This is a genomic window from bacterium (assembly GCA_024742285.1).
In the GTDB taxonomy this organism is placed as follows: Bacteria; Myxococcota_A; UBA9160; order UBA9160; family UBA4427; genus UBA4427.
In genome coordinates this window covers 776,864-802,552 of the sequence record JANSYR010000001.1, presented here as the reverse complement: position 1 = coordinate 802,552, position 25,689 = coordinate 776,864, and the positions used below count along the sequence as shown (strand labels likewise).

Sequence of the window (25,689 nt, the reverse complement as noted above, 5' to 3'; positions counted from 1 at the left end):
GAAGGCGGTACGCTTCCGCCATGCGAGATCCGCATCTCGAATCCTGGGGTGAGTCGAAATCGAGTGGGTCTGCAATCGACGTCGCGGATGAACGGGGGGAAGCGCCTCGTTTCGCGGCTGCGGAGCTTCGACGGCGGCGGTCGGTCACGATCATTCTGGCGTTCCTCTCCTGTTCGGCGGGGCTGTCGTCGGGGATCGTTCACGCGACGGCCGGCGATCTGCCCCGCGCGCTCTTCACCGCGACGTACGGTTTCCTGATCCTCGGGTGTCTCTTCGGGCTTCGCCTGGGACGGTGCCGACCCGAGCCCGTGGCGCATGCGATTCTCGGCTTCACCGCGATCGGGATGATCGCGAGTCCCCTCTTCTCGCCCGAGGCCATCCGGGTTCCGATCGGACTCGTGTCGATCCCGTTCAGCGCGATCCTCGCGCTCGGATATCGGGGTGGGATGATCTGGACGCCGCTCGCCGGGGTCACGCTCACCGCCCTCGCGTTGACCGGGTCCCTCGATGTTGCCGAGCGGACGCTCGTCTGGAACTGCGTGATCATCGTCGTCCTGATCGGTGGAGTCGGCGGCTTCATCGACCGTCAGCGCTCGCGCGCGGAGATCGGCGCCGAGCTTGCGCTGGCGAAGGCCCGCGAGGAAGCGGAGAGCCGCTCTCGTACGGAGACGTCGCTCGCGGAGCGCGAGGCGTTGCTCGCGACCGTCTTCGCGCGAACGCCGGCGATGCTCTTCCTGGTCGACCTGCAGAACGGCAAGGTCGTCGAGGTGAACGAACGCTTCACGAGCCTCATGGGTTGGGATCGCGACGAAGCCGTCGGGCGCTCGCTCTCGGAGCTCGGTGCGTGGTTCAACGAGGATGACATGCGCCGGCTCGGCGAACACGTGATCGAGACGGGAGGCGCGGAAGCGATCGAGTCCCGACTCCTCGATCGCGAGGGGCAGGCGATCGATCTCCTGGCCTCGATCGAGACCTTGTCGGTCGACGGGCGCCGGCACTGGCTCGTCCACGCGGTCGACATCCGTGATCGCAAGCGCGTTCACGAGCGGTCGCTGCGCGACATGCGTGAGCGTCTGGAGCAGCAGGGCCTCGAGCTGGAGGCCTCGCGCGAGCGCATCGGACAGCAGGAACAGCTCGCTTCGGTGGGGACCCTCGCGGCGGGCATCGCCCACCAGATCAACAACCCGATCGGCGGGATCAGAATGATCGCCGAGACGAGTCTCGCCGAGATCGACGACGGAACCGCGAGCGAGCGCTATCTGGCCGAAGCGCTCGACCGGATCGTCGAGGAGGCCGCGCGCTGCGGCGACATCGTGAAGAGCATCCTGCAGTTCTCGCGCAACGAACCCATGTCGCGGTGGCAGGGTGACGTGAACGAAGCGGTCCGTCGGTCGGTCCGGCTGATGCGGCCCCAGGTCAGCCGGCGGGACGCGTCGATCCAGACGGCGCTCTGCGAAGAGAAGCTGCTCGTCGCGATGAACCCGGTCGCGGTCGATCAGATCCTGACCAATCTCGTCGAGAACGCCGCGCTCTCGTCGGACGAACCGATCGAGATCCGGATCGAGACGGAGCGGCGCGGTCGCTCCGCGATCATCTCGGTGGCGGACGACGGACCGGGCATGGACCACGCCGTCCTCGAGCACGCCTTCGATCCCTTCTTCACGACGCGGCTCGATCGCGGCGGAACCGGACTCGGCCTCTCCGTCGTCCACGGACTCGTGAAGGACCTCGGCGGGGAGATCGAGATCGAGTCGAGCGACGGGAAGGGCGTGCGCGTCGAGATCGACCTTCCGCTGCTCGAGGCCTGAGCGGAGCCGGTCGGGCCGATCAAGGCCGCCACGCGTAGCGTACGTCGGGCTCGTTCTCGGGCGGAGGAGCCACGCCGAACTCGATGGCCTCGAGGCCCTCGCGTTCGTAGAACCTTCGCGCGCCCTCGTTCGCCTGGAACGTGAAGAGCGTCCGTCCCGCCTCGGGGTCGCGCGCGTTTCCGGGCGTCGATCAGGCTCCCGCGCGGCGGCGCGACGCCAGCAGGCCGAGGCCGAGGCCGACGAGCAGCGCCGTGCCCGGCTCCGGGACGACCTGCACGTCCATCGCGACCGTCTCCACGCCGAAGCCCAGGCTGCTCACCTGGATCGCGAAGTTGTACTCACCGAGGGCGTTCTGGTCGAAGCTGCCGCCGGGCGCGTCGACGAAGGGCGGCGCGTCGACCGCGAGGAAGCCGAAGAGGAGGTTCTGGGAGTCTTCGACCAGGGTCGTTCCGGGCGGCGCCGTCGCGAGCAGCGACGCGGTCACGTCGATCCGCCCCAGCGAGGGCAGCGCGTTGTCGAAGGCCGGATCGAAGTCGTAGTAGAGATCGATCTGGTAGTCGGTCAGCTGCGGAGAGCCGCCCGACATGTTCTCGACGCGGATGAAGTAGTTCCAGTTCCAGAGTGCGCCCTCGTTCGTGCTCTCGCCCGCGCCGCCGAAGTTGCTGCCCGGCGTGGCGAGGTAGGTGCCGGCCCCGTCGTTCGTGAGCGCCGGGTTCGAGAAGCGCTGGGTCGCGCTCAGGGCGACGGTGATCAGGTTGTCCCCGTCGACGAACTGCGAAGCGACGGCGACCTCGTCGTTCGGGATCCCCGTCCCGCCGAAGGTCGCTTCGTCGAGGGGGCCGAAGTAGTCGAAGATCGGCGCGGCCGAAGCCTGTGTGCCGAAGGCGAGGAGGCCGACGATCGCCATGAGAAACGGCGTGGTCGAGCGACGAGCGGACTTGCGGAGCGCGAGCTTGAAGAGCTTCATGAAACCGATTCCCTCTGATGTGCTTCAGAGCGCTACGCCGGGGTCGATCTCTGCTCGAAATGCGACGACATAGCGCTCAGCGTCGCGAAGGCGCACGCCTCGCGACTCTTCCCAGGTCGGACCACCCTAACAGGCGTCCTGTTTCCCATGTAAGAAAAGCGCAGGAAGGCGTCGAATCGTCGAGGAATGAAGACGATTCAGCGGCGCACGTCACACCTTGCCGAGGGCCTGCTCGATGTCCGCGATGATGTCGTCGGCGTTCTCGATGCCGCAGGCGTATCGAACGAGCGTGTCGGTGATCCCGAGGCGCAGGCGCTCTTCCTTCGGCTTGTCCCAGAAGGACATCGTGACGGGGAGCTCGATCAGGCTCTCCACCCCGCCCAGGCTCGGCGCCTGGTAGGGAATCGTCGTCGCGTCGATGAAGCGCATCGCGCCCTCGAGGTCCGTATCGATCTCGAACGTGACGACGCCGCCGGCGCCGTTCATGATGCGCTCGGCGACTTCGTGGTCGGGATGGGACGGGAGGCCCGGGTAGAAGACCTTGCTGACCTTCGGGTGCTTCTCGAGGTACTGCGCGAGGGCGAGGCCGTTGGCGTTGTGGCGCTCCATGCGGATGTCGAGGGTCTTGATCCCGCGCAGCAGGAGCCAGGCCGCGTGGCTGTCGATGATCCCGCCGAGGACGCCGAGCGCCTTGCGGACCGGATCGACGAGCTCGTTCGGTCCGGTCAGCGTGCCGGCGAGCAGATCGTTGTGGCCGCCCAGGTACTTGGTCGCGCTGTGCAGCACGAGGTCCGCGCCGTCGGAGAGCGCCTTGTGATTCACCGGCGTCGCGAAGGTCGAGTCGATGATGATCTTCACGCCTTTGGCGTGCGCGACGGAGGCGAACGCGGGGACGTCGACCACGCGCAGGTACGGGTTGGTCGGCGACTCGGTGAAGAAGAGCTTCGTGTTCGGCCGGATCGCCTCGCGGAAGGCTTCCAGATTCGACGGTTCGATCACGGTCGTCTCGACGCCCATGCGCGAGAGGAACTGCTCGATGAACTGACGCGTCCGGCGGTAGCAGTCGCTCGTCACGATCAGGTGGTCGCCCTCGTCGAGCAGCGCCATGAAGGTCGTCGTGGCGGCGCACATGCCCGACGCGAAGAGGACCGTCTCTTCGCCGCCTTCGAGAGCGCTGATCTTTCGCTCGACGGCGGCCCAGGTCGGGTTGCCGTAGCGACCGTATTCCTCGCGGTCGCTCTTGCCCTCCTGGTAGTCCGTCACCTCCTTCGAGTTGCGGAACCAGAAGGTCGACGTCTGGTAGATCGGCGTCGTGATCGCGTTGGCTTCCTGCTGTCGCAGCTCGCCGGCGTGGACGGAGCTCGTCGCGTTCCCGCGATCGCTGGGCTCTTCCGGAAAATCGTTTCGATCGGACATGTGTTCTCGCTTTCGATCGAGGTCGTCGGGGCACGGCGCCCTCGCTTCCCGGGTCGGAGGGAAACGAAGCCCGCACGTACGTCGCGTTCCTCGGCGGGCGGATTCGAAGCTCCGCTCGCTTCGTCACGCGACCGCACGCGCGAACGCGGACGGACGAGACGTCGACACTTCTCGATCAAGAAGGGGCACTTAGCAACAACCACCCGCGTTTCACGAGTGCTTTCCGGCGAACGACTCGGCAGCCACGGGGGCATCCCGAATCGTGCTACAGGCATCCGCCTGAAACGGCGGGGTCCGGCCCAGGAAAAGGCGCGGGGTCCGGCCTAGGAAAGGGTCTGCAAGTGCCTGAAATCAACCCCTTGAATTCAGACCTGAAGCCGCAAACCTACGGGCGATCCGGAACCCCGTCAACTTGGGCGCCCAGCGGGGGCGTGAGGCCGCGATGACCGCAGAGAGCGCCCGGGCGCGCCGCATTCTCGTCTTCTGTGCTTCGAGCACCGCCTGCGCGCCGCATTTCCACGACGCCGCGGCGACCCTCGGCCGTGAGATCGCGCGGGCGGGTCACACGCTGGTGTATGGCGGGGGTGCCGTCGGCTCGATGGGGGCGATGGCCGATGCGGCCCTCGAGGAGGGCGGCCGCGTCGTCGGGATCATCCCGCGCTTCATGCGCGAGCTGGAGTGGGCCCATCACGGGATCCACGAGCTCGAGCTGGTCGAGGACATGCAGACGCGCAAGCGCCTGATGCTGGAGACCGCCGACGCGATCGTCACGCTCCCGGGCGGCAGCGGCACCTTCGAGGAGCTCTTCGACGCGATCACGTCGAAGCGACTCGGGATCTTCTCCCACCCGATCGTGATCCTGAACCAGAACGGCTTCTACGACCCGCTCTTCCAACTGCTCGAGAGCAGCGTCGCCGAACGATTCATGAACGATCAGCACCTCGACATCTGGCAGTCCGTCGATCGCGTCGAGCAGATCCTGCCGGCGATCGAGTCGACGGAGCCGTGGCCGGACAACGCGGTGGAGTTCGCGACACGATGAGGCAGCGCAGGCGATTGGGCGCGACACGATGAGGCAGGGCCGGCGATTGGGCGCGACACGATGAGTGAGTCGGGACCTCGCACGACGCGCGGTCTGATCGATGAGCTCGTGCGGGCGTTGCCCTTTCCGGATCCGCGGGACGTCGACGAGCGCGGGCTGCTCGCCTATGGCGGGGATCTCTCGCCCGAGCGGCTGATCGCAGCGTACGCCCAGGGCGTCTTTCCCTGGTACGACGAGGACCCGATCCTCTGGTTCTCGCCGGATCCGCGGATGGTGCTCGTCCCGGGCGAGCTCTACGTCGGTCGTTCCCTCGCGAAGCGGCTGCGCGCGGTGCCGTATCGGATCTCGATGGACGAAGCGTTCCCCGACGTGATTCGCGCGTGCCGCGAGACGCCGCGTCCCGATCAGGACGGCACCTGGATCACCCCCGACATGGTCGACGCCTATTGCCGTCTGCACGCGCTCGGCTTCGCGCACAGCGTGGAGGCCTGGCAGGAAGAGGGCGGGGGGGAGCGGCTGGTCGGGGGGCTCTACGGGGTTTCGCTCGGGCGAGCCTTCTTCGGCGAGTCGATGTTCGCGCACGCGGACGACGCGTCGAAGATCGCGTTCGCGACCTTCGTGTCCCAGCTCGAACGCTGGGGCTTCGCGTTCGTCGACTGCCAGATGGCGACGGAACACCTGGCGCGCTTCGGTGCCGTCGAATGGACGCGGGAGGCGTTCCTCGATCGGCTGGAAGCCGCGCTCGCCACCGAGACCCGACGGGGTGCCTGGCGCTTCGACGACGCGGTGACCGACTGACCCCCTAGAAGTCGAGGGGCAGGCCCACGTGACGCTCGTAGACGAGGTCGCGGTGGGCCACGAGCTTCTCATCGAGGACCGCGTCGGTCTCCGGCGACGTCGTCCCGTAGGCCATCCGCAGGAACTCGGGCATCGGGCAGTGCTCCTCGGGCAGCGGCCGGAGCATCGCGCAGAACGCGGCCCAGTAGAGATCGACCGCGGAGAGCGCCTCGCCCACCAGATACTCGCGCCCGGCGGCGTGCTGCTTCGCGAGCTGACCCGAGAAGAAGGCGACGATCGAGACGATCCGCGCGTTCGCGCGCTCCGTCGCTTGCGGACTCCAACCGTAGTCGCGCCCGAGTACGCGGGTGCCGGCCAGCGCCGGGTTCTCGGTCGCGTCCGGAGCCGAGAGCATGGGGTCGAGGAGCTGGAGCCTTCGGTTCCAGCCGAGTCCATCCTCGCTGCAGAGCGCGTGCGACATGCCCATCACGAGTGCGCGTTCCCCCTCGTCGGCGGGAACCAGGGCGGGCTCGGGAGCGAGCCGCTCCGCGAGGGCGAGGATCTCCTCCCAGCCGATCCGCGCGGGCGCGTCTTCGTAGATCGCCTGGGGTGCGTTCCGGAAGCCGGTCCAGGCGACGAGGTCCGCGTTGTCTTCGCTCGCCGTCTGCCGGACCGGGACGTAGTCGAGCTTCTTGACGGCGAAGATCGCCTTGGCGGCTTCGCCCCAGGGTCCGGGGACACCGGTCGTGAGCGCGAGGCGCAGGCCCGGCATGTCGCGGGCTTCTCTGGGTTCGACGTATTCCATGGTCTCGATTCCCTGGTTCGGCTGGCTTGGTTGGAAAGGTTCAGTTCGGGCGGCCGCGACGGCGGCTCGAGAGCTCGCCTTCGGCGATCAGGTCGCTCGGGTCACAGGCGAGTCCGTCGGCGAGCAGCAGCAGCTCGTCGTAGGAGATGAGCTCTTCGCGCTCCTCGATCGCCTGGATCTGGTTCGGGGTGAGCGTGCGGCGGAGGCCGCTCGACGTGAAGCAGGCCTCTTCGATCGCGACGACGAGGTCGCGTGGCGACCAGCCGCGGTCGTGGCGGTAGCGACGAACGGCGAGGCCATCGAGGCGGACGCGGCGGGCGAGGTCGGCGTCGGGGGGCAAGGGGGCTCCGGTCGGGCGGGGCGAGCCAGTGTAGACTCCCCGGCATGTCGATGCAGGAAGGACTCCAGATCCTCGAGCGCGTCGCCGAGGCGCGGGGCAAGATCCTCCGGGCCGAGGGCGACCGGGCGGGTTCGTCGGTGGGCGTGCTCGCGCTGACCTTCGACGTCGGAAGGGTCGTGGTTGCGCCGTCGGACGATGGGCTCGAGATCGCCGGGATCGGGGATCGGGAGGGACTCCCGGATGGACTCGGGTCCCTCGACGAAGAGGAGCCCTGGTGGCGCCTGCTGGGCCAGCCGATCACGGCGGCCTGGCCGGGCGGCGTGGAGGAAGGCGTCGGCGCCTCCGGGCTCGGGAAGCTGATGATCGTGAAGATGCGCTTCCGTGAGGAGGGCGAGAATCCACGCGTGGTCCGGCTCGAGGCGACGGGCAGCGCGATCCGCGTCTCGCTCGACGAGGGGTAGGCCCGCGTCGTCCAGGCGCGGATAGAGTCCCGTGTAACCGGATCGTCCGCGTGGACGAATCAAGGGATCGAAGGATCGAGGAGAACGACGATGGCGAACGACGACAAGGTGACGCGGACCGACGAGGAATGGCGCGAGCAGCTCTCCGAAGAGGAGTTCCAGGTCGCTCGCTGCTCGGCGACCGAGCGCGCGTTCACCGGCCGCTACTGGGACGAGAAGGCGAGTGGGACCTACCACTGCATCTGCTGCGATGCGCCGCTCTTCCGCTCGGAGACGAAATACGACTCGGGCACCGGCTGGCCGAGCTTCTACCAGCCCGTCGCCGAGGACGCCGTCGGCGAGATCGTCGACAGCTCCCACGGCATGGTTCGCACCGAATCGGTCTGCGCGAAGTGCGACGCGCATCTCGGGCACGTCTTCCCGGACGGCCCGCAGCCGACCGGTCTGCGGTACTGCATGAACTCGGCGTCGCTCAACCTGAAGAAGGATGACGAGTAGGCTCGATCGCTACGAGGCGATCTTCTTCGACAACGACGGGATCCTCGTCGACACGGAGCCGCTCTTCTTCCAGGCGACGCAGGAGATCCTCGCCACGGTCGGGATCGACCTCCAGGTCGAGCTCTATCACGACTGGACGATGCGCCAGGGGCGGACGGTCTTCGAGCTCGTGAGCGAGAAGGGGATCTCCGACGAGGAGATCCTCGAGATGCGACGCGTTCGGGGCGGGCGCTACAACGCATTGATCCGTGAGGGCGTGCGTGTCCTCGACGGGGTGCACGACACGATGGAGGCGCTTCGGGGCGTATGCCCCAAGGCGATCGTCACGAGTTCGAGCCGGGACCACTTCGACGAGATCCACGTGCAGACGGGGCTCGTGCCGAACTTCGAGTTCGTGCTCGCGGATGGCGACTACGCGCGGCACAAGCCGCATCCGGACCCGTACCTCGTGGCGGCGAAACGGATTGGCGTCGAGCCGTCGCGCTGTCTCGTGATCGAGGATACGGAGCGGGGGCTCGTGTCGGCGACCGACGCGGGCATGGCGTGCATCGCGATCCCGAACGAGCTGACCGCGGGTGCGGACTTCTCACGGGCGATCGCGCGGCTCGACTCGATGGCGGCGCTTCCGGGCTGGTTGGGGCTTCGCTAGGCGTCCCGGCGCGCTCGCCTACTGCAGGTGCGAGCAGTCTTCGACGTAGCCGATCGCCTTGAGGCGCTGGCAGGTCTGGAGGTCCATCTCGACGTCCTCGCCCTGGACCGCCTGGCCGAGGGCGGCCTGGCGCTGGAACTCGGCGAGCTCCTCGAGGTGGGCCTCGGCCTCGGGATCTTCGTAGGGATCCAGCTCGAGCGGATCGCTCGAGATGTCGAAGTACGCCCGCTCCGGCAGCTTCCGCGGGTTCCCCGCGTTCGCGACGATCAGCTTCTCGTCCTCGGTCCGCAGCGCCCAGAGGACGTTGCCCTCGTGATCCTCTTCGGCGAAGACCTGCTGGTCCTTCTCGAGGCGCGAGGCGAAGGGGGTCCGGAGGTCGATGCCCTGCATCGTGCCCGGAACGGGGACGCCCGCGGTCCCGAGCAGCGTCGGGCCGACGTCGATCAGTCGCGCGATCCCCGAGTCGGCGCCGTTCGAGGGGCCTTCGACGCCGTTCGCCCACTTGATCACGAGCGGCACGTGGATCTGCTCGTCGTAGAGCGTCAGGCCGTGCCAGAAGCCGCCGTGCTCGTGGAACTCCTCGCCGTGGTCGGCGGTCAGCACGATCACCGTGTCGTCGTAGACGCCTTCGGATTCGAGCTTCGCGAGGAGCTTTCCGAAGTTCGCGTCGAGGTACTCGATCTCGCCGCGATAGAGGTCCTTCAGCTCCGCCGCCATCTCCGGCTCGGGCTCGGGCATCGAGACGCGCGCCACGCCGTAGCCGTTGTAGGGGTGCTCGAAGTAGGGATCGTGGGGATCCATGTAGTGGACGAAGAGGAAGAAACGCTCGTCCGCGTGCGCGTCGAGCCAGCCTTCGGCGACGCCGTTCACGACCTCGGAGTCCTGATAGAAGTCGTTGAAGTAGACCTCGTCGCCGCCGAACACGCCGAGCGCGATCTGTCGGCCGAGCTGGTAGGAGATCAGCTTCGAGCTCGACTCCTCGGCCCCGAAGAGATAGTCGGGCCCCAGGTAGTAGTAGTCGTCGTAGCCCTGGGCGAAGCCGAAGCTCTCGGCCAGATTGACGTTCGAGACGATTCCGCCGGTCGTGTACCCCGCTTCCTGGAGCGCCTCCGGGATCAGCACGAGGTCCCCGGACAGCGACGACGGCTTGGACATGGCGTTGTGCGTCGAAGGAAGGGTCGACGTGATGAGCGACGCGGTCGCGGGCTTCGTCCACGAGGCGTGGGAGAAGCCCTGGTAGATCGTGCCGTCCTCGGCGAGGCGACAGAGGTTCGGCGTGGACACGTCGCTCCCGTAGCAGGAGAGATGATCCGCGCGAAGCGTATCGACCATCACCAGGATCACGTTCGGTCTCGACTCGAGCCCCGCCGTGATCCCGTTCTTCTCGGCCCGCTCGGTGGATGCCGGCGCGAAGGCCAGCGAGAGCGCTCCGCCGAGGCCGAACACGCCGACCAGGAAGAGGGCGATCGGGGCGATCGGGCTCGTGATCCGCTCGGCGATCGGCTCGACCACGCGACGCATCGGACCCAGGATCAACGCCAGCAGGAGCGTGGCGGCGATCAGGACGAGGGCGATCACCCCGATCGGGGGCATCTGCTCGAGGTAGACGTCGCGGCGCAGTCGGAAGAGTACGACGAAGAGGCCGAAGGGGATCAGACAGGCGCCGAAGCCCAGGCGGAAGACCCAGTGACCGAGCTCCTTCTTGTCCATCGGGAGGGTCGCCAGGAACAGGCCGCCCAGGATCGAGAGTCCACCGAGGACCGAAGCCCAGAGGAAAGGGCCGAACCAGAAGACCTGGCTCTCGGTTCCGAGGCCGCCCTGGTAGATGGTGATCGCCTCGCCGAGGCCGAGCACGATCCCGGCGAGGATGCCCGCGAAGGCACCGGCGGCCGGCGCGCGCCACAGGCGCTCGCCGAGGGGCGTCGCGGCTTCCTCACCCGCCGTCACGTCGACGTCCTCTTCGAGGGACGCCGCGGCGGCCGCCGCCGCTTCGTAGTCGACCTGGACGCCGTCGACCTTGGCGTAGGCCGGGCGGTAGTCGTCGCCGCGGGCCCACCAGAAGAAGAAGCCGAAGAGGGTGGGTGCTTCCGCCGCCCAGAAGCCGAGCGCGGCGGAGACGACGGCCTCGGCTTCGCCGATCTGCTCGCCGAGCAGGACGAGCTGCGCCGCCTCACGGATGCCCTCACCGGCGATCGTGAAGGGGCTGATCACCGTCGCGAAGATCTGGATCGACGAGCCGAAGGTCACGGTCCAGAACTCGGCGCCTTCCGCACTGATCGCCAGCGCCGTGAAGTAGTACATCGCGGCGGTCGTGAAGTGGACGAGGAACGAGAAGAAGAGGATCTGGAAGACGAGACCCGGGCGACCGCGATAGGCCGCGGCGGACGTCGAGATCCGGCTGACGAGGCCGGCGATCCGTGCCTTCGCGGGGAGCGGGACGGTCTCGAGGATCCACTGCACGAAGCCGGGAAAGAGGAGGACGACGATCAGGGCGGAGATCACACCGGCCGCGATCGGAATCGAGATCGACGCGAAGAGCGTGGCGTTGTCGCCGAAGATGGCGATGCCGAAGGGGAGCGTGACCAGGAAGGTGAGGAAGACGCCGGAGAAGCCGCAGACCTTCTCCACGAATTTCGCGGCGGTGACCTCGACGGTCTTGCCCGAGAAGCGCGCGGCATCGAAGAGGGTGTAGCCGTCGAGGCCGGCGGTGGAGGGGAGGAAGGTGCCGATGAAGCGGCCGATCAGGAAGGAGCCGAAGATGTGTCGGAAGGGCAGCTCGATCCCCTGACCGCGCAGCATCAGGATCCAGCGGAACATCGACGACAGCATGCCGATCACCTTGATGCCCGTCGCGATCAGCGTGAAGGTCCAGAAGGTGACCGGGTCGATCTGCTCGACCTTCTCGATGATCAGCTCGAGCACGCTCTTGCCGTCGATCTCGTGGCTGAAGAGCATCCAGAACGCGAAGACCGTGATCCACGCCTTGAGGGCAGTGAAGATCCGCGTGCGCGCGGTGCTGCCCTTGGGCATCCGGAAGCCGATGACGGCGAGGATGCCGATGCCCAGGATCTGGAGGAAGATGGTCATCTGAAGGCGAACTCCTGTGTCGGTCAGGTCCCCTCGAGAGAGACCCCACGATCAGGGGTGAGTGCTACGAAAGCGGCCGAAGGTAGCGGTCAAAATCCACGCGGGGACCGCTCCCAAACCGCCACGCTGCGCCCCACCCGCACCCGACCTGCCGCATCCCGAGCCGGGACCCGGACGGTCGAAGTCGTATCGGTCGAGCGAGGGCCCGAGTTCACCCCGAGAAGGAGCCCTCAGCGGTCAGCGAGCTCCGCTCGCTGACAGCGCGCCCCGCGCGCGCCCAGGAAAAGGACGCGCTAGCGCTTGCGAAGCAGCTGGCGGCGCTCCCGCTGGTACGCGGTCTCCGTGATCCGACCCTCCCGACGATCCTCTTCGAGATCGGCGAGCGCGCGGAGCTGTTCCGGCGTCAGCTCCTCCAGCCCGACGGCCTGTCCGGCCGGCGGCGCGAACTCCTGTCTCGGAATGCGGGAGCTCTCGAGGACCTCGCGCTTGCGCTTGCGGCCCTTGGTCGTTCCGGGGAGGTGGAAAGCGGTCTCGAAGGCCTCGTTGCGCCAGTCGATTTCGAGATCCTGCGGGCCGGCGAAGTAGATCGGCTCGCCGGTCACGACCCGGAAGTTCATCGATCGCCGCTCCCGGATCGGATCCGGGAGCACGTTCTTGGTCTTCGTCGTCTCGGCGCCGGGAGGAAGCGGCCAGTCGACTCGGCGGATCGCCAGATAGAGCTGCTCGTCCTTCACGTGCGCGAGGAAGCTCGTCAGGTACTTGGTGTCGAGCACGCCGAGTCGGCGCTGCTTGCGGATCGCCCGGACCGCGACCTCTTCGTCCGGCGACGCCTTCTCGAGGGCGGCGGAGAGCGACTCGGAGACGCGATTCACGATCGCCGGGTGGATCGCCGGCTGGCGGATCGTGCCCTCGTCGGTCTGCATCTCGACCTCGAGGGCGCGCAGGATGTTCGAGAGGCGGGTCGGCGAGATGATGGCCGGGTGCTCGAAGCCCTGCTCCTGGGTCGTGAACCCGCGCACTTCGCGCACGAGGTCGACGATCGTCAGGTAGTCGTCCTGGACGTTGTGGCGGACGTTGCGCGTCGCGCAGCCGGTCGCGACCCCACAGAGAGCGACGGCGAGAGCGACGGCCGAGACGGTGCGGAACCGGCGAAGGAGGGGCTGGGTGGCCATGGCGCGAGGATAGCCGATTCGGCGATCGCGAAGGATCGGGGCGTCGCGTCAGACGAGGGCGCCGACGAGCCGGTGGGTCGCGAAGCTCGCAACGTACGCCAGCACGAACAGATACGTGAACGCGAACGCGGGCCAGCGCCAGGAATTCGTCTCTCGCTTGATGATCGCGATCGTCGACGTGCACTGGAGCGCGAAGACGAAGAAGACGAGCAGTGCGCCGACGGTCGGTGGGTCGAAGACCAGGCGCCCATCCGGTCGGCGATCGGAGCGGAGCGCTTCTCGAAGCGAGGAGCCGCCGTCGTCCTCGTCGGTCTGCTCGGCGGCGTAGATCTGGGCGAGGGTCGCGACGAGGATCTCTCGCGCGGCGAGACTCGCGACGAGACCGACGCCGATCTTCCAGTCGAAGCCGAGGGGGGCGATGGCGGGCTCGATCGCGTGGCCGAGGCGTCCGGCGACGCTCTGTTCGAGGGCGTAGGAAGCGGCCGCCTGCTCGTCCATGCCGGCGGGCGCTTCGACGCGGGGGAAGGTGAGCAGGACCCAGAGCACGAGCGAGGCGATCAGGATGATGGTGCCCGCGCGGCGCAGGAACGCCCAGGCGCTCTCGTAGACCTGCGTGCCCCAGACGCGCAGGGTCGGCCAGCGATAGGTCGGGAGCTCCATGGCGAAGGGGAGCCCGTCGCCCGGGACGAGCGTCCGCTTGAGGAACGCCGCCATGATCAGGGCAGCGGCGGCGCCACCCACGTAGAGCCCGAGGAGGACGAGGCCCTGCAGGCCGATCGGGCCGAAGACCTCGCGTCGGGGCACGAAGGCGCTGATCAGGAGGGCGTAGACCGGGAGCCGCGCGGAGCAGGTCATGAGCGGCGCGACCAGGATCGTGACGAGGCGGTCGCGGGGCGAGGGGATCGTGCGCGTCGCCATGATCCCGGGAACGGCGCAGGCGTACGAGGAGAGGAGGGCGACGAAGGAGCGCCCTTCGAGGCCGATCCGGCCCATCACACGGTCGATCACGAAGGCGGCCCGGGCCATGTAGCCGACGTCTTCGAGCAGATAGAGGAGCGAGAAGAGGATCACGATCTGCGGCAGGAAGATCACCACCGAGCCGACGCCGGCGATCAGGCCGTCGGCGACGAGGTCGGCCAGCCAGCCCGCCGGCAGCGAGGCGCGTGCGATCTCGCCGAGGCTCACGATCGCCCCGTCGATCCAGTCCATCGCGGGCCCGGCGGCGCTGAAGATCAGCTGGAAGAACGTGATCATGACGATCGCGAAGAGCAGCGAGCCCCAGAGCGGATGGAGCACGAGTCGGTCGATCCGTTCGGTGAGCGCGTGGCGGGTGGGGGCCTGCACGATCACGGTCTCGGCGATCGAGTCGGCCCAGCCCGTGCGTTCCCGGCGATCCCCCGGCGGCGGGACGGCCGGGGCGCTCCAGGCCGAGGGGGCCTCGAGCAGCGCGCGCAGCGCGCCGAGGCCGCGGCCGCGGTGGCCCACGACCCCGACGACCGGCACGCCGAGCGCGTCCCCGAGTCGCTCCAGGTCGACCGAGCCGCCGCGTGCCGCCAGCTCGTCGAGCATCGTGAGCACGACGCAGACCGGTCGACCGAGCAGGATCGACTCGCCGATGAAGGGCAGCGTGCGCGCGAGCGAGCAGGCATCCGCCACCACGATCAGCGCCTGCGGTTGCGGCGCGCCCTCGATCCGACCCTCGAGCACGTCGCCGACGACGGCTTCGTCCGCGCTGATCGGCTCGAGGCCGTAGGTCCCGGGGAGGTCGATCAGGGTCGCGTCGTGGCCCCCGAGCTCGAGGCGGGCCTCGCGCCGCTCGACGGTCACGCCCGGGTAGTTGCCGACCCGCGCGCGCAGGCCGGTCAGCGCGTTGAAGAGCGTCGTCTTCCCGGCGTTCGGGCTGCCGACCAGGCCGAAGACGGGGCCGACGGGATCGAGTGCGGTCGCGCTCACGCGGGGGCTCCGTCGACCGGTTCGACCCGAACCCGCCCGGACTCGCTCTTGCGCAGGCAGAGCTGATAGCCGTGGAGCTCGAAGACGGTCGGGTCGCCGAGCGGCGCACGGCGCAGGACCTCGACGGCGACCCCTTCGCGCAGCCCGAGATCGTCGAGTCGGCGCGCGATCGCATCGCCGCCATCGACGGTGACGACGCGGACCGAGGCTCCGCGCGGGACGCGGTCGAGCGTGGTGGTAGGGGGCATGGCGTGGGGATCAGGGACGAGACGGGCGCGCGGAGACGGCGAATCGAAAACCGTTTTCAGAATCGCGAACGCTAGCGATTTCGGGGGGTTTCGCTCGTCCTCGAGCAGCCTGAGGGACGGATTTCATTTGCGATCGCGTTCGCCTACCCGGAATCCCGTTCCTCCGCGGCGCGCGAAGGTCGCGTCGCGCTCGCTCTTCAGCTGGCGGGTCATGAGCGCGAGCCCTGCCTCCTGCGGCGTCTTCTCGCCGTCGAGCACGGCGCGGACCTGATTCGCGATCGGGGCGTCGACGCCGAGCCGCGCGGCCAGCCGGACCGCCGCCCGGGTCGTGTGGACGCCCTCTGCGACCTCACCGAGCTCCTCGACGATCTCTTCCAGCCCCCGTCCAGCGCCGAGCCCGAGCCCCACCCGCCGGTTGCGGGAGAGGTCGCCCGTACAGGTCAGCAGGAGGTCGCCCATCCCGGACAGGCCGAGGAAGGTCTCGGGGGTCGCTCCCATCGCCACGCCGATCCGGGTGATCTCGGCGAGTCCGCGGGTCATCAGGGCGGCGCGGGCGTTGTGGCCGCCCTCCTGGGCGTCGCACATGCCGATCGCGATCGCGATCACGTTCTTGAGGGCGCCGGCGATCTCGACGCCGATCACGTCGGTGTTCGTGTAGCAGCGGAACCAGGGGCTCGAGAGGGTGGCCTGGACCGAGATCGCGTAGGCCTCCTCGCGGCAGGCGAGGGTCACGACGGTCGGTCGCTGCTGAGCGATCTCGGCCGCAAAGGACGGCCCGGACAGGGCGACGAGCCGAGGATGATGCTCCTCGGGCAGGACGTCCTCGAGGATGCCGTGCATCGTGAGCCCGGTCTCGAACTCGATCCCCTTGACCGCGGAGACGACGATCGCGCCGGGCTCGATCCAGGGCGCGGCGGTCTCCATCACCTCGCGGAGGGCCGTGCTCGGGACGGCCACGATCACGAGCTCGCGGCCGGAGAGGGCGTCGCGCAGGTCCGTCGTCGCCTCGAGGCTCTCGGGCAGGTCGAACTCGGTCAGGTGCTGTGGGTTGCGGTGGTCACGATTGATCGACTCCACCACTTCCTCGCGGCGGGCCCAGATCTTCACATCGTGTTCGCGGGCGCCCAGGCTCGCCAGGCAAGTGCCGAAGCTGCCCGCACCGAGCACGGCGGTCGGAGTACTCACGGGGGGAACCTTACCAACCACCGAGCCCTGCATGTCACGGCCCGTCGCGCCCGCCGTCGGCGCGCGCTCGAGAGGGGTCGGATCCCCGCATTTTCGTTGACCTTTCGGGGGTCTACGGCTACTTTTGCGACTCCTGACGGCGCGGTTCCCGCCGCCCGTGGGTCGCCCCCCATTGCCCGTCCGATCGCGTCCGACGTGGCCGCCCCGAAGCGGGTCCGACACGAGTCGTCGGCCCCGTGTCCGCCCGGGTCGCGCTGCGAAGGAGGATCGGGCCGCCGGGGGCGCATGCCCGCGTCGCTGTTCCTGCTGATCGCGCTCGCGATGCTCGCGGCCGTGCCCCTCGCCGCCGCCGGGCTGCGTCGCGCGCTGCCCGCCCGTCGGGCCGCGACCGCTCCGGTCGAGGCGATCGAGTTCGGGGTGTCGCAGAAGGCGCGTCGTTCTCCGCGCCACGCCGTGCTCCTCCACCGCGGCTTGTTAGGCGCGTTCTTCATTGCGCTCGTCGCGTTGGTCCTCGTGCCGGCAGCGGTCTCGCTGCGCGGACTCGGCGTCGGCGGCGTGCAGACGGGGCTCTGGCTCGTGCTGCCGACCCTGCTCGTGGTCGTTCACGCCGGTCGGGGAGGGCGCGTCGAATGACGACGATCCTGCTGGTCATGGTCTGGCTCGGGGTCGCGATGGTCGGGCTCGGGAGCGTCGCGGTCTTCGAGCGCAGCAGTCGCAGCCGCCCCCGTCCGGATCGGCCGGAGCTCGCTCCGCCGCGCGCGGTCTGGGGCGGAGGTCCGCTCCATCCGCCCTCGCGCTCCGTCACGGCGCGGGCGCTGGCCGGGTTCGCCCGGCTCGTGCGTCGCCGTACGCGGGTCGTCGATCATCGGGGCGGCCTGCGGCGACTCTCGCGCGCGCTCGGATGCGGCGCGCTCGTGCTCGGGCTCGCGATGCTGCCGATCGTGGGGACCTGGGGCGGGACCGCCGGGCCGCCGCTCCTGCTCCTCGATCTCGAGGGCGGTCTCGTCGCGATCGTGCTCGTGTTGCTCGCCCTGGCGTTCGCGCGAAGCGCGACCGGCCTCTCGGAGCGGAGCGCCTGGTCGCGGATCGGGGCCGCGCGACAGACGAGTCGGGCCATCGCGGGGACGGCGCTCCTGGTGCTCGCGACGACGCCGCTCGCGATCGATGCGGCCTCCCTTCGACTCCACGATCTCGTCCTCGACCAGCAGCGCATGCTCTGGCCCGTCGCCGGTCTCGCGCGGCTCTTCGGACCCGAAGTCGTCGCGGGCCTCGAGGCCTGGCCGATTCCGGCCTGGAACGTCTTCACGCAGCCACTCACCGCGATCCTCTTCGCGGCTGCGATCTCGCTCTGGGTCAGCTCGCCGCGAGCGGATCTTCCCGGCAGCGGCGGCGTCGGCATCGCCGGGCTCGGTCTCGACGGCGACGCCACCGAGCTCTACTGGATCCGTGTCGAAGCGCGGCTCGCAGAGGTCTTCGCCGCCGGGCTCTTCGTGACGCTCTTCCTCGGCGCGGGCGGGCTGCCCCTGCTCGATCCGGCCGGTCTGGTCGATCGTGCGGCGCCCTTCGTGGGGCGCGGCTTGCCGGAAGCGCTCGTGACGTTGCTCCACGTCGGCGTGTTCGCGGGAAAGCTCGTCGGGGTGATCTTCGTCGCATCGCGGGTCGCGCGCATGTCGGCGAGCAGCCGCGACGACCGGTCGCTGCGACTCACCACACGACGGCTGCTTCCGGTCGCGTGGGCCAACCTGCTGCTGGTGGCGGCGATCGCGCTCTGGCTCGAGAGCCTCCCGGGAGTCGGTGGCTGATGTCGGTCCTCGTCGTGGCACTCGTGCTCGCCTGTCTTTCGGCCTTCGCGTCCGTCGTCCTCGGCCGCAATCTCACGCGTTCGGTCTTCGCCGCCGGCGCGTCCCTCTCGGCCCTCGGCCTCGCGCTCGTGCAGGCCGGCGGCGGCTACCCCGCCTGGTTCGCGCTCGCGGGGGCGGCCCTCGCGCTCGCCGTCGTGCAGCTCTTCGGATGGATGCTCGTCGACGTCGATCGCGATCATCTCCCGCCGACCGACGGCCTGACCGCCCTGGCCCGCGGCCTCGCATTCGGGGTCCTCGCCGGTGGGATCGTCGTTCTCGGTCTCGTCCTCGCGCAGGCCGGCGACGGCGCTGCGGCTTCGCGTCTCGTCTCGGTCGGTCTTCCCACGGAGGAGAGCATCGTCGGCGACCGGTTCTTCGGTTCGCTCCAGGAAGGCGTTTCGCTCGTCGGGCTGCTGTTGGCGGCGACGCTTCTCGCCTCGCTCATGCTGCTGCGCGGCGAAGGGAGGAACCGCTAGTCGTGGCGATCCCGCACGATTCGGCCGGAGGACGTTCGTCGTGATCGACGGGGCGTTCGCGCTCGTGATGGGCGGTCTCGCACTCTTCTGGGTCGCGATGCTCGGGCTGCTCTGGCGACGCAGCCTGATCGGCATGCTGGTCGGCGTGCTCTTCGGTTGGCTCTCGGTCGTCGTGGTCGGCGTGGGCTGGCTCTCGGCGCGGTCGACGGAGGCGAGCCCCGGGGAGGGCGCGGTCCTGCTCGTCGCCCTGGCGCTCGTCGGCCTGCTCCAGGTCGCCCTCGGTCTCGCGATCGTCGTCGCTCGGGTCGTGCGTCGCGGCACGCTCGACGTGCAGGACGCCGGGCTGCTCGAGGGTTAGGCGGATGGACGACCTGACGACGACCGGGGCGCTCTTCGGCGGATCGATGATCCGCTGGATCGCGCTGCTTCCCCTCGTCGCGGCGTTCGTCCATGGCGTCCTGATCGGCCTCGTCCGGGCGCGGATCTCGGATCGGCTCGTCTTCGGCGTCTCGATCTCGGCGGTCGTGGTCGCGCTCAGCTTCTCGATGATCGGCCTCTACGATCTCGTCGGCGTGGGCGCGGCGGAGCGACTGCTCGACAGCGTCGGCCCCTGGATCGGAGGCGGTGTCGGCCCGCGAAGCTTCAGCGCCGAGCTCGCGTTCCAGCTCGATCCGCTCTCGGCGGTCTTCTGCCTGGTGGTGACCGGGACCGCCCTCGTGGTGTACGTGCACGCGATCGGCGGGTTCGCGAGCGGGAAGAGGAATCGCGAAGCGGCCCATCGCACCTTCGCGATGCTCGACCTGCTCGTGGGCTCCACCCTGGTCCTGGTCCTGGCGGACAACCTCCTGCTCTTCTTCCTCGGGTGGGCCGGCGTCGGGATCGCTTCGCAGCTCTTCGCCGCGTTCGACTTCGAGGATCGTGAGGCCTCGCGTGCCGGGGCGACGACCTTCGTGATCGGTCGGGTCGGCGACCTGGGACTCCTGGCGGCGATGCTCCTGCTCTTCGACGGGCTCTCCCGCGCCGGGGCGCCGGCGCTCACCTTCCGCGGCATCGAGGCCGCGTTCCGACTGCTCGAAGGGCAGGGGGTGCTCTGGCTCTCCTACGGCCTGGCGCAGGCGCCGCTCCTGCTCGAGATCGTGGGCTTCGGTCTCGTGCTGGCGGCGCTGACCAAGTGCGCGCAGCTGCCGCTCCACTTCTGGCTCCCGCAATCGACGAAGGGGCCGGCGTCGGCGCAGGCGCTCCTGCAATCGGTGACGACGGTCGTCGCGGGGGTCTACGTCCTGCTGCGCTTCGCGTTCTTGTTGGAGAGTGCGCCTGGGGCGCTCCGCAGTCTGATCCTCGCGGGCGCCGCGACGGCGCTCCTCGCGAGTCTCGCCGCGGCGAACCAGCTCCACCTGCCGCGGCTGATCGCGTTCACCACGTCGGCGGTCCTCGGGCTCGCGGTCCTGGGGGTCGGGATCGGGGCGTACTCGACGGCGGCATTCCTGATGCTCACCCACTCGGTGTCGAAGGCGTTGCTGCTGCTCGTGGCCGGCGTCGTGATCGAGGCGCAGCAGGGCGAGACGGATCTGCGGCGCATGGGCGGGCTCGGCCGTCGCATGCCCGGTACGCACTGGCTCTTCCTGATCGCGAGCCTCGGCCTGGTCGGCGCCATCCCGTTCGCGAGCTTCTTTCCGATCGAGGAGCTCGTCGCCTTCCTCTGGATCTCGGCGCGCCCGGAGAGCGACCTGCTCCTCGCGGTCGTCGTTGCGAGCGTGGGCGTCCTCGCCTTCGCGATGGGGCGCGCGTTCTTCCTGGTCTTCTGGGGCAACGTCCGACCCGGCGGCCTCGTCGAGTCGCCCCTCAAGGATCCCACCGGCTGGCAGCAGAACAGCCTGACCATTCTCGCCGTCCTCGCCTTCAGCGGCGGCTTCCTCAGCCCGGCACAGTTCTGGCAGCAGTTCATGCCGGTGCCGATCGAGCAGATGGACACCGTCGGCTACTTCCTGACGCGCGTGGTTCCGGGGGCGCCCGATCCCGAGCTGATCGGCAGCGAGCGCGGTTGGCTGGCGGCGCTCGTCGCACTGGTCGTCGTGCTCGGGGCCGCGATCGCAACCGCCCGCTATGCGCGGCGCGGCTACCGCGGCGAATCGAAGCACCGGGCGATGGGGATCGCGGCGCTCTGGATGCGCGAGATGTTCTTCTTCGAGCGCGCCTATCAGGTCCTGCTCGTCCGGCCGGTCCGGCGACTCTCCGAGCTCGCCCTGGCGCGGGGGATCGAGAACCAGCTGATCGATCGCCTGGTCGTATCCGGTGGCTCGGGCGTTCTCCGCGGAGCGGTCTGGGGCGTGCTCCGGCGGATCCAGAACGGCCGGATGCAGAGCTACATCCTGCTCGGCCTGCTGACGGTGGTCGTCGTCGTGACCTGGATGGTCGTATGAGAGGCGGGTCGAGATGCTGAATACGCTGGTCCTCTTCGCGGCCGATCATCTGCTCGCGATCGTCGTGGCGCTGCCCGTGACCGTAGCCTTCGTGCTCGGCGGCCTCGCTTGGACGCTCGGCGCGGTCGGCCTCGGGGAGCTGCCCTCCCGGGTCTGGCTGGGCACCGCGCTCGTCGCCACCCTCGCGACCTTCGCGGCGACGCTCTGGGCCGCGATCGGCTTCGACCCGGAGACCCTCGGACTGCAGGGACTCGAGGCCGTGCCCTGGGTCCCTTCCCTGGGCGCCAACGTCGCGTTCGCGATCGACGGAATCAGTCTCTGCTTCCTCCTCTCGACGGCGGCGGTCTCCCCGCTCGCGCTGATCGCGTCCCGCGAATCCGTGCGGGATGCCGAACCGTCCTGGGTCTTCGTGATCCTCTCCCTCGAGAGCGCGCTCCTCGGGGCGATCGCTTCCTCCAACCTGCTCATCTTCATCGGCTTCTGGGCCGCCGGGCTCGTTCCGCTCATGCTCTGGATGGGACGCTGGGGCGGCCTCGGTCGCGCCCGCGCTGCGTCGCGGCTCTGGACGACCGAAGCGATCGGACTCGCGGGTCTCCTCTTCGTCGCCTTCGTCCTGCACGAGGCGACCCTTTCTCAGTTCGGCGTGGCGAGTCTGGATCTCCTGCCGCGGGACGGGGGCGAAGGGATGGTGCGTTCGCTGCTCGACGTCCGGCTCGAGGTCGACGAGCAGTGGCTGCTCTTCCTCGCATTCTCCTTCTCGCTCGCGACGCGACTCCCGATCGCGCCGCTCCACTTCTGGCTGCCGGCCGCCCATGCGGCGGCGCCGACGGGGCTTTCGGTCCTGATCGCGACGGGCTTCGTCCAGACCGCGGCGATCGGCTGGCTCCGCTTCGCGCTGCCGCTCTTCCCGGACGCGGCGCACGCGAGCGGCCCGGCGCTCTCCCTGCTCGGGATCGTCGCCCTGGCCTACGCCTCGCTCCTCGCCCTCGTGCAGAAGGAGCTGAAGCGACTCGTCGCGTACGCCTCCGTCGGGTACGCGGGCTTCGCGCTCTTCGGGATGTCGACGCTCAACGTGCAGGGGCTGACCGGCGCGGTCATCCAGCTGCTGACCCACGGGCTCGCGACCGCCGGGCTCTTCGTCCTGATCGGCTTCCTCGCCGTGCGACGGGGCACGACCGAGGTGGGCGCCTTCGGTGGCCTCGCGAAGCCGATGCCGGTCTGTGCGTTCTTCTTCGGCGTGATGGTCCTGTCGCTCATGGGGTTGCCGCTGCTGGGCGGCTTCGTGGGCGATCTCTTCGTTCTGCTCGGCAGCCTCGAGACCCGGCGGACCCTGTCGGTCTTCGCGTTGATCGCCATGGTCGTCGCGGCGTCGTACCTGCTCTGGGTCCAGCGGCGACTCTTCCTCGGTCCCGTCGACGAGCCCGCGAATCGTGGCCTGATCGATCTCGACCGGGTCGAGCGGGCGATCCTGCTCGCGCTCACGATTCCGATCGTCGCGATCGGCATCCATCCGAATCCGGTCCTTCGGCGCGTCGAGCCGGCCGTGCTCGAGCTGCTCTATCAGATGGACCGGCGCTCGGTGGCTCCCGATGCGGAGGGGCCCGAGGATGCGTTGCCGTCCGAAGGCGAAACCTTCGTGCGTGTCGGCCGCGTGTTCTTCGAACGCGGCGGTTCCGGGGAGCCGCTGCGATGAGCCTGTTGAATCCGGTGCTCATGCCGGCGCTCGGCGCCCTCGCGATCCTCGCCCTCGATCTTCTCGGTCGCGGCGACCGGAGCGGTCATCGCCAGACCGCCCTGGCCGGCATCCGTCTCGGCGCCGTCGCGGTCGTGAGTCTGATGGGCGTCGCCTTCACCCTCGCCTGGGGCAGCCGCGAGCCGGTCGGCGGAGTCCTCGACATCGACGGGTTCGGCCTCTTCGGGATCGGCTTCATCGTGGTTTCCGGCGCCCTCGTCCTCGCGCTCTCGCTCACCCATTTCGGCATGGCGCGCAGTCGCCCCGCGGAGCCGATCGCGTTGCTGCTCTTTTCCTGGGCGGGCGCGATGGCCGCGGTCGTGACGGACCACCTGGTGGTGCTCCTCGTGGCGATCGAGCTCGCCTGGCTACCGATGATCGCGTTGGTGGCGATCGACTCGCGGCGTCTTTCTTCGAGCGAGTCGAGTCTCAAGGCCTTCTTCGCTCACGTCTTCGCGAGCCTGGTCTTCGCCCACGGTCTCGCTTTCGTCTTCGGCGCGACCGGCCGACTCGATCTCGCGGGCCTTTCGGGCGCCGGCGTCGAGCACGGCTTCGCCTTCGACGTCGGGCTCTCGCTGGTCGTCCTCGGGCTCGTCGCCCGGGCCGCGATCGCGCCCTTCCACCCCTGGTCGCCGGACGTTCACGAAGGCGCACCGAGCTTCGTGACGACCCACGTCGCGACGGTCGCGCAGGCGACGATCTTCCTCGTCCTGCTGCGCGTGCTCCACGCGGCGCCCGGCGCGCTGCTCGCCGAGCCGGACTCGTTCGGGACACGACTGCCGACGCTGCTCACGGGTCTCGGCGGGCTCGCTCTCGTCTGGGGACACGCGATGGCGCTCGTGCAGGTCGGGCTTCGCCGCCTGGTCGGCTGGATCGCCGTCGGACAGGTCGGGTTCTTGACGCTCGCCCTCGTCGAGGCGCAGGGCGACGGCGCGCAGGCGCTGCTCTGGGGGCTGATCGCGTCGGGCGCGGCGATCACCGGCGTGATGGCGACGCTCAGCTCGCTCAGCCATCACGAACGCGCCTGCGAACACATCGGCGACCTCGCCGGCATGATGCAGACGAGCCCGCTTCGTGCGGCCCTGCTCGGCACGTTTCTGTTGTCGCTCGGCGGCGTTCCCGGGACCCTCGGCTTCGTCGCGCGATTCCGGATCCTTCAGGGTCTCGAGCACGGCGGTCATCGCTGGGCCATGGTCGTGGGCCTCGCCGCGACGGTCCTCGCGCTCTCCGCCGTCGGTCGTCCGCTGCTCGCGATGATGCGGAACGCGGACGGGAACGAGACGGGAAGCCGCGCTCTGTCGAACGAGCAGCTCGTCCTGCTCGTCTGCGGCGCGATCACGATCTGGCTGGGGGTGAGTCCGATCCTCGGCGAGACGAACATGGCGGGCCAGCTCGCGATCTGGATCGACCGGGCGGTCGCGACCCTGCGGCTCTAGCGCGCGGCTTCCGCGACTTCGCCGCGTTGCGGTACGCTTCGGGGGACGGTCGGCGGCCCGCCCGGGCTTTTCCGACCCGGAAGGAGCAACCCCATGCTCGGACTGCTCGCACTGATCGTCGTCGCGGCGACCTTCTACAACTGGTTCCAGCTGATCGGCCGCGTCGCGATCCCCCGCGACCGGCGAGGCTGGTTCGCCGCGTTCCTCTCCGCCGGCGCGCTCGGTCTCGTCGCGATCGGACAGGGCGGATTCTTCAACGTCCTGTTCGGCGTGCCGGCCGCGTTCGTGGGTTTCGTCTTTCCGGCGCTCCGGCTCCAGAGCAAGCAGCAGCCGAATCGGCCGGCGGTCGCCGTCGGTGATCCGATGATCCCCTTCGTGGCGCCCGACGAGAACGGGAACGACTTCGACCTCGCGAGCCTGACGGGCAAGCCCTACCTGCTCAAGTTCTTTCGCGGCCACTGGTGACCCTACTGTGTCGCCGAGTTGCGGCGATGGGAAGAGCTCCGGCCGATGCTGGACGAGAAGGAGATCGCGCTCGTGGCGATCTGCACCGACACGCCGGAGCAGCTCCGCGAGGGTCGGCCCAAGCACCACATGAAGGGCACGCTCCTGTCGGACCCGGACCTCTCCGTGACGGATCAGCTGAATCTGCGCAATCCGCTCAACGTGAGCCCGCGCGGCCTCGGGGGTCTGCCGATCCCGACGACCTTCCTGGTCGACGCGGACGGAAAGGTCGCCTGGATCGACCAGACCGACGACTACATGCTGCGGAGCGCGCCGGGCCGGGTGCTCGGGGCGATCAACGAGACGCTGGCGTAGCGCACGGACGTTGGTCGGCGGCCGCGAGCTAGCGCGCCTCGCGTGCGAGTCCGATCGCGGGCCGCCCTTCGAGCAGGCCCTCGATGCTGAGGTCTTCGTCGATCTCGGGCCAGTGGATCCCGACTCCGTCGCCGAGGAGCGTCCAGTTCCCGCGCGCCTCGGGCGTTGCTTCCTGGAGGCGCGGATACCACGCAAGCGGGCTGGCGATCCGTCGCCCGTCCCGAAGCGTGACGATCAGCTCGTCGCCGGAGATCTCGACGGAGGTCGCGCGCGGCGTCTTTTCAGGCGCGGAAGAACTCATCCCAGGCGCTCCTGAACTCCTCGTGTCGCTCCGCCACGATCGAATGCAGACGGCGGAGATCACGACTGCTCATTCCGTCCGCCGAAGATAGCACCACGGGATCGAGCCAGAATTTGGCCGTTGCGGCGTCTCGCTCGACGTGAACGTGCGGCGGTTCACGCCCCTCGTTGCTGAAGAAGAAGAATCGGTATGGACCGATTCGCGCGATCGTCGGCATTCGCCGGATCGTGTACGCGCATCCCATCAGATGGGCGTC

General features: G+C 69.1%; 25 protein-coding genes and 1 pseudogene. 15 read left to right on the top strand and 11 right to left on the bottom strand.

All coding sequences use genetic code 11. The features are described 5' to 3' along the window. The first annotated feature begins 20 nt into the window (after positions 1-20). Positions 21-1,808: an ATP-binding protein gene (locus NXI30_03540; protein ID MCR9093268.1), complete on the top strand. Its 1,788-nt coding sequence runs from the start codon at positions 21-23 to the stop codon at positions 1,806-1,808. 190 nt (positions 1,809-1,998) lie between these two features. Here the strand turns inward: NXI30_03540 and NXI30_03535 are convergent, their stop codons facing one another. Next, the gene (locus NXI30_03535) at positions 1,999-2,775 is read right to left on the bottom strand and encodes a PEP-CTERM sorting domain-containing protein (GenBank protein MCR9093267.1); all 777 of its coding nucleotides are present in this window, start codon (positions 2,773-2,775) and stop codon (positions 1,999-2,001) included. Positions 2,776-2,985: 210 nt separating this feature from the next. Continuing rightward, positions 2,986-4,191, bottom strand: coding sequence for an aminotransferase class I/II-fold pyridoxal phosphate-dependent enzyme (locus NXI30_03530; protein ID MCR9093266.1), 1,206 nt, complete (start codon positions 4,189-4,191; stop codon positions 2,986-2,988). Positions 4,192-4,633: 442 nt separating this feature from the next. Between NXI30_03530 and NXI30_03525 the strand changes: the two genes are divergently transcribed. Both NXI30_03525 and aat read left to right on the top strand, forming a co-directional pair. Continuing rightward, a complete protein-coding gene (locus NXI30_03525) occupies positions 4,634-5,233 on the top strand; it encodes a TIGR00730 family Rossman fold protein (protein ID MCR9093265.1) in 600 nt (199 codons plus the stop codon). Between the two features lie 60 nt (positions 5,234-5,293). Beyond that, the gene (gene aat / locus NXI30_03520) at positions 5,294-6,031 is read left to right on the top strand and encodes a leucyl/phenylalanyl-tRNA--protein transferase (GenBank protein ID MCR9093264.1); all 738 of its coding nucleotides are present in this window, start codon (positions 5,294-5,296) and stop codon (positions 6,029-6,031) included. Between the two features lie 4 nt (positions 6,032-6,035). On the opposite strand, the gene NXI30_03515 is transcribed toward aat, so the two are convergent. Both NXI30_03515 and NXI30_03510 read right to left on the bottom strand, forming a co-directional pair. Next, positions 6,036-6,815 carry a hypothetical protein gene (locus NXI30_03515; protein ID MCR9093263.1) on the bottom strand — a complete coding sequence of 260 codons (780 nt, stop codon included), beginning with the start codon at positions 6,813-6,815 and terminating at the stop codon, positions 6,036-6,038. Between the two features lie 40 nt (positions 6,816-6,855). Continuing rightward, positions 6,856-7,155 carry a hypothetical protein gene (locus tag NXI30_03510; GenBank protein MCR9093262.1) on the bottom strand — a complete coding sequence of 100 codons (300 nt, stop codon included), beginning with the start codon at positions 7,153-7,155 and terminating at the stop codon, positions 6,856-6,858. Positions 7,156-7,199: 44 nt separating this feature from the next. Between NXI30_03510 and NXI30_03505 the strand changes: the two genes are divergently transcribed. From NXI30_03505 to NXI30_03495, 3 genes are all read left to right on the top strand, one after another. After that, positions 7,200-7,616 carry a hypothetical protein gene (locus NXI30_03505; GenBank protein ID MCR9093261.1) on the top strand — a complete coding sequence of 139 codons (417 nt, stop codon included), beginning with the start codon at positions 7,200-7,202 and terminating at the stop codon, positions 7,614-7,616. Between the two features lie 90 nt (positions 7,617-7,706). Next, positions 7,707-8,114 (top strand): peptide-methionine (R)-S-oxide reductase MsrB, encoded by a 408-nt coding sequence (gene msrB, locus NXI30_03500; protein ID MCR9093260.1) that lies wholly within the window; start codon positions 7,707-7,709, stop codon positions 8,112-8,114. Beyond that, entirely contained in the window at positions 8,104-8,763 is a 660-nt protein-coding gene (locus NXI30_03495; GenBank protein ID MCR9093259.1) for an HAD family phosphatase, read from the top strand. The genes msrB and NXI30_03495 overlap by 11 nt, the downstream gene beginning before the upstream one ends. An 18-nt stretch (positions 8,764-8,781) precedes the next feature. On the opposite strand, the gene NXI30_03490 is transcribed toward NXI30_03495, so the two are convergent. The 5 genes from NXI30_03490 to NXI30_03470 all read right to left on the bottom strand — a co-directional run bounded on the left by NXI30_03490 (position 8,782) and on the right by NXI30_03470 (position 16,408). Then, positions 8,782-11,850, bottom strand: coding sequence for a sulfatase-like hydrolase/transferase (locus NXI30_03490; protein ID MCR9093258.1), 3,069 nt, complete (start codon positions 11,848-11,850; stop codon positions 8,782-8,784). Between the two features lie 293 nt (positions 11,851-12,143). Continuing rightward, entirely contained in the window at positions 12,144-13,022 is an 879-nt protein-coding gene (locus tag NXI30_03485) for a hypothetical protein (protein ID MCR9093257.1), read from the bottom strand. A gap of 48 nt (positions 13,023-13,070) precedes the next feature. After that, positions 13,071-14,975 (bottom strand): ferrous iron transporter B, encoded by a 1,905-nt coding sequence (locus NXI30_03480; GenBank protein ID MCR9093256.1) that lies wholly within the window; start codon positions 14,973-14,975, stop codon positions 13,071-13,073. Further along, positions 14,972-15,223: a ferrous iron transport protein A gene (locus NXI30_03475; GenBank protein ID MCR9093255.1), complete on the bottom strand. Its 252-nt coding sequence runs from the start codon at positions 15,221-15,223 to the stop codon at positions 14,972-14,974. The genes NXI30_03480 and NXI30_03475 overlap by 4 nt, the downstream gene beginning before the upstream one ends. A gap of 123 nt (positions 15,224-15,346) precedes the next feature. Beyond that, positions 15,347-16,408: an NAD(P)-dependent glycerol-3-phosphate dehydrogenase gene (locus tag NXI30_03470; GenBank protein ID MCR9093254.1), complete on the bottom strand. Its 1,062-nt coding sequence runs from the start codon at positions 16,406-16,408 to the stop codon at positions 15,347-15,349. Positions 16,409-16,693: 285 nt separating this feature from the next. On the opposite strand from NXI30_03470, the gene NXI30_03465 reads away from it, so the two are divergent. The 9 genes and pseudogenes from NXI30_03465 to NXI30_03425 all read left to right on the top strand — a co-directional run bounded on the left by NXI30_03465 (position 16,694) and on the right by NXI30_03425 (position 25,132). Continuing rightward, positions 16,694-17,041: a hypothetical protein gene (locus NXI30_03465; GenBank protein ID MCR9093253.1), complete on the top strand. Its 348-nt coding sequence runs from the start codon at positions 16,694-16,696 to the stop codon at positions 17,039-17,041. Continuing rightward, complete coding sequence (locus NXI30_03460) at positions 17,038-18,210, top strand: NADH-quinone oxidoreductase subunit H (GenBank protein ID MCR9093252.1); 1,173 nt, start codon at positions 17,038-17,040, stop codon at positions 18,208-18,210. Before NXI30_03465 ends, NXI30_03460 begins: the two co-directional genes overlap by 4 nt. Next, on the top strand, positions 18,210-18,725 hold the full coding sequence (locus tag NXI30_03455; protein ID MCR9093251.1) for a hypothetical protein: 516 nt from the start codon (positions 18,210-18,212) through the stop codon (positions 18,723-18,725). Before NXI30_03460 ends, NXI30_03455 begins: the two co-directional genes overlap by 1 nt. A gap of 40 nt (positions 18,726-18,765) precedes the next feature. After that, positions 18,766-19,083 (top strand): NADH-quinone oxidoreductase subunit K, encoded by a 318-nt coding sequence (locus NXI30_03450; GenBank protein ID MCR9093250.1) that lies wholly within the window; start codon positions 18,766-18,768, stop codon positions 19,081-19,083. Positions 19,084-19,087: 4 nt separating this feature from the next. Then, a complete protein-coding gene (locus tag NXI30_03445; protein MCR9093249.1) occupies positions 19,088-21,145 on the top strand; it encodes a hypothetical protein in 2,058 nt (685 codons plus the stop codon). A gap of 13 nt (positions 21,146-21,158) precedes the next feature. Then, positions 21,159-22,838, top strand: coding sequence for an NADH-quinone oxidoreductase subunit M (locus NXI30_03440; protein ID MCR9093248.1), 1,680 nt, complete (start codon positions 21,159-21,161; stop codon positions 22,836-22,838). Beyond that, positions 22,835-24,313: a hypothetical protein gene (locus NXI30_03435; GenBank protein MCR9093247.1), complete on the top strand. Its 1,479-nt coding sequence runs from the start codon at positions 22,835-22,837 to the stop codon at positions 24,311-24,313. The genes NXI30_03440 and NXI30_03435 overlap by 4 nt, the downstream gene beginning before the upstream one ends. Before the next feature lie 93 nt (positions 24,314-24,406). Beyond that, entirely contained in the window at positions 24,407-24,778 is a 372-nt protein-coding gene (locus tag NXI30_03430) for a peroxiredoxin family protein (GenBank protein MCR9093246.1), read from the top strand. A 15-nt stretch (positions 24,779-24,793) separates the two neighbouring features. Continuing rightward, a pseudogene (locus NXI30_03425) lies at positions 24,794-25,132 on the top strand (peroxiredoxin family protein). 28 nt (positions 25,133-25,160) lie between these two features. Here NXI30_03425 and NXI30_03420 read toward each other — a convergent pair. Further along, the gene (locus NXI30_03420; protein MCR9093245.1) at positions 25,161-25,433 is read right to left on the bottom strand and encodes a DUF2442 domain-containing protein; all 273 of its coding nucleotides are present in this window, start codon (positions 25,431-25,433) and stop codon (positions 25,161-25,163) included. After that, entirely contained in the window at positions 25,414-25,650 is a 237-nt protein-coding gene (locus NXI30_03415; GenBank protein MCR9093244.1) for a DUF4160 domain-containing protein, read from the bottom strand. Before NXI30_03415 ends, NXI30_03420 begins: the two co-directional genes overlap by 20 nt. Between the last annotated feature and the right edge of the window lie 39 nt (positions 25,651-25,689).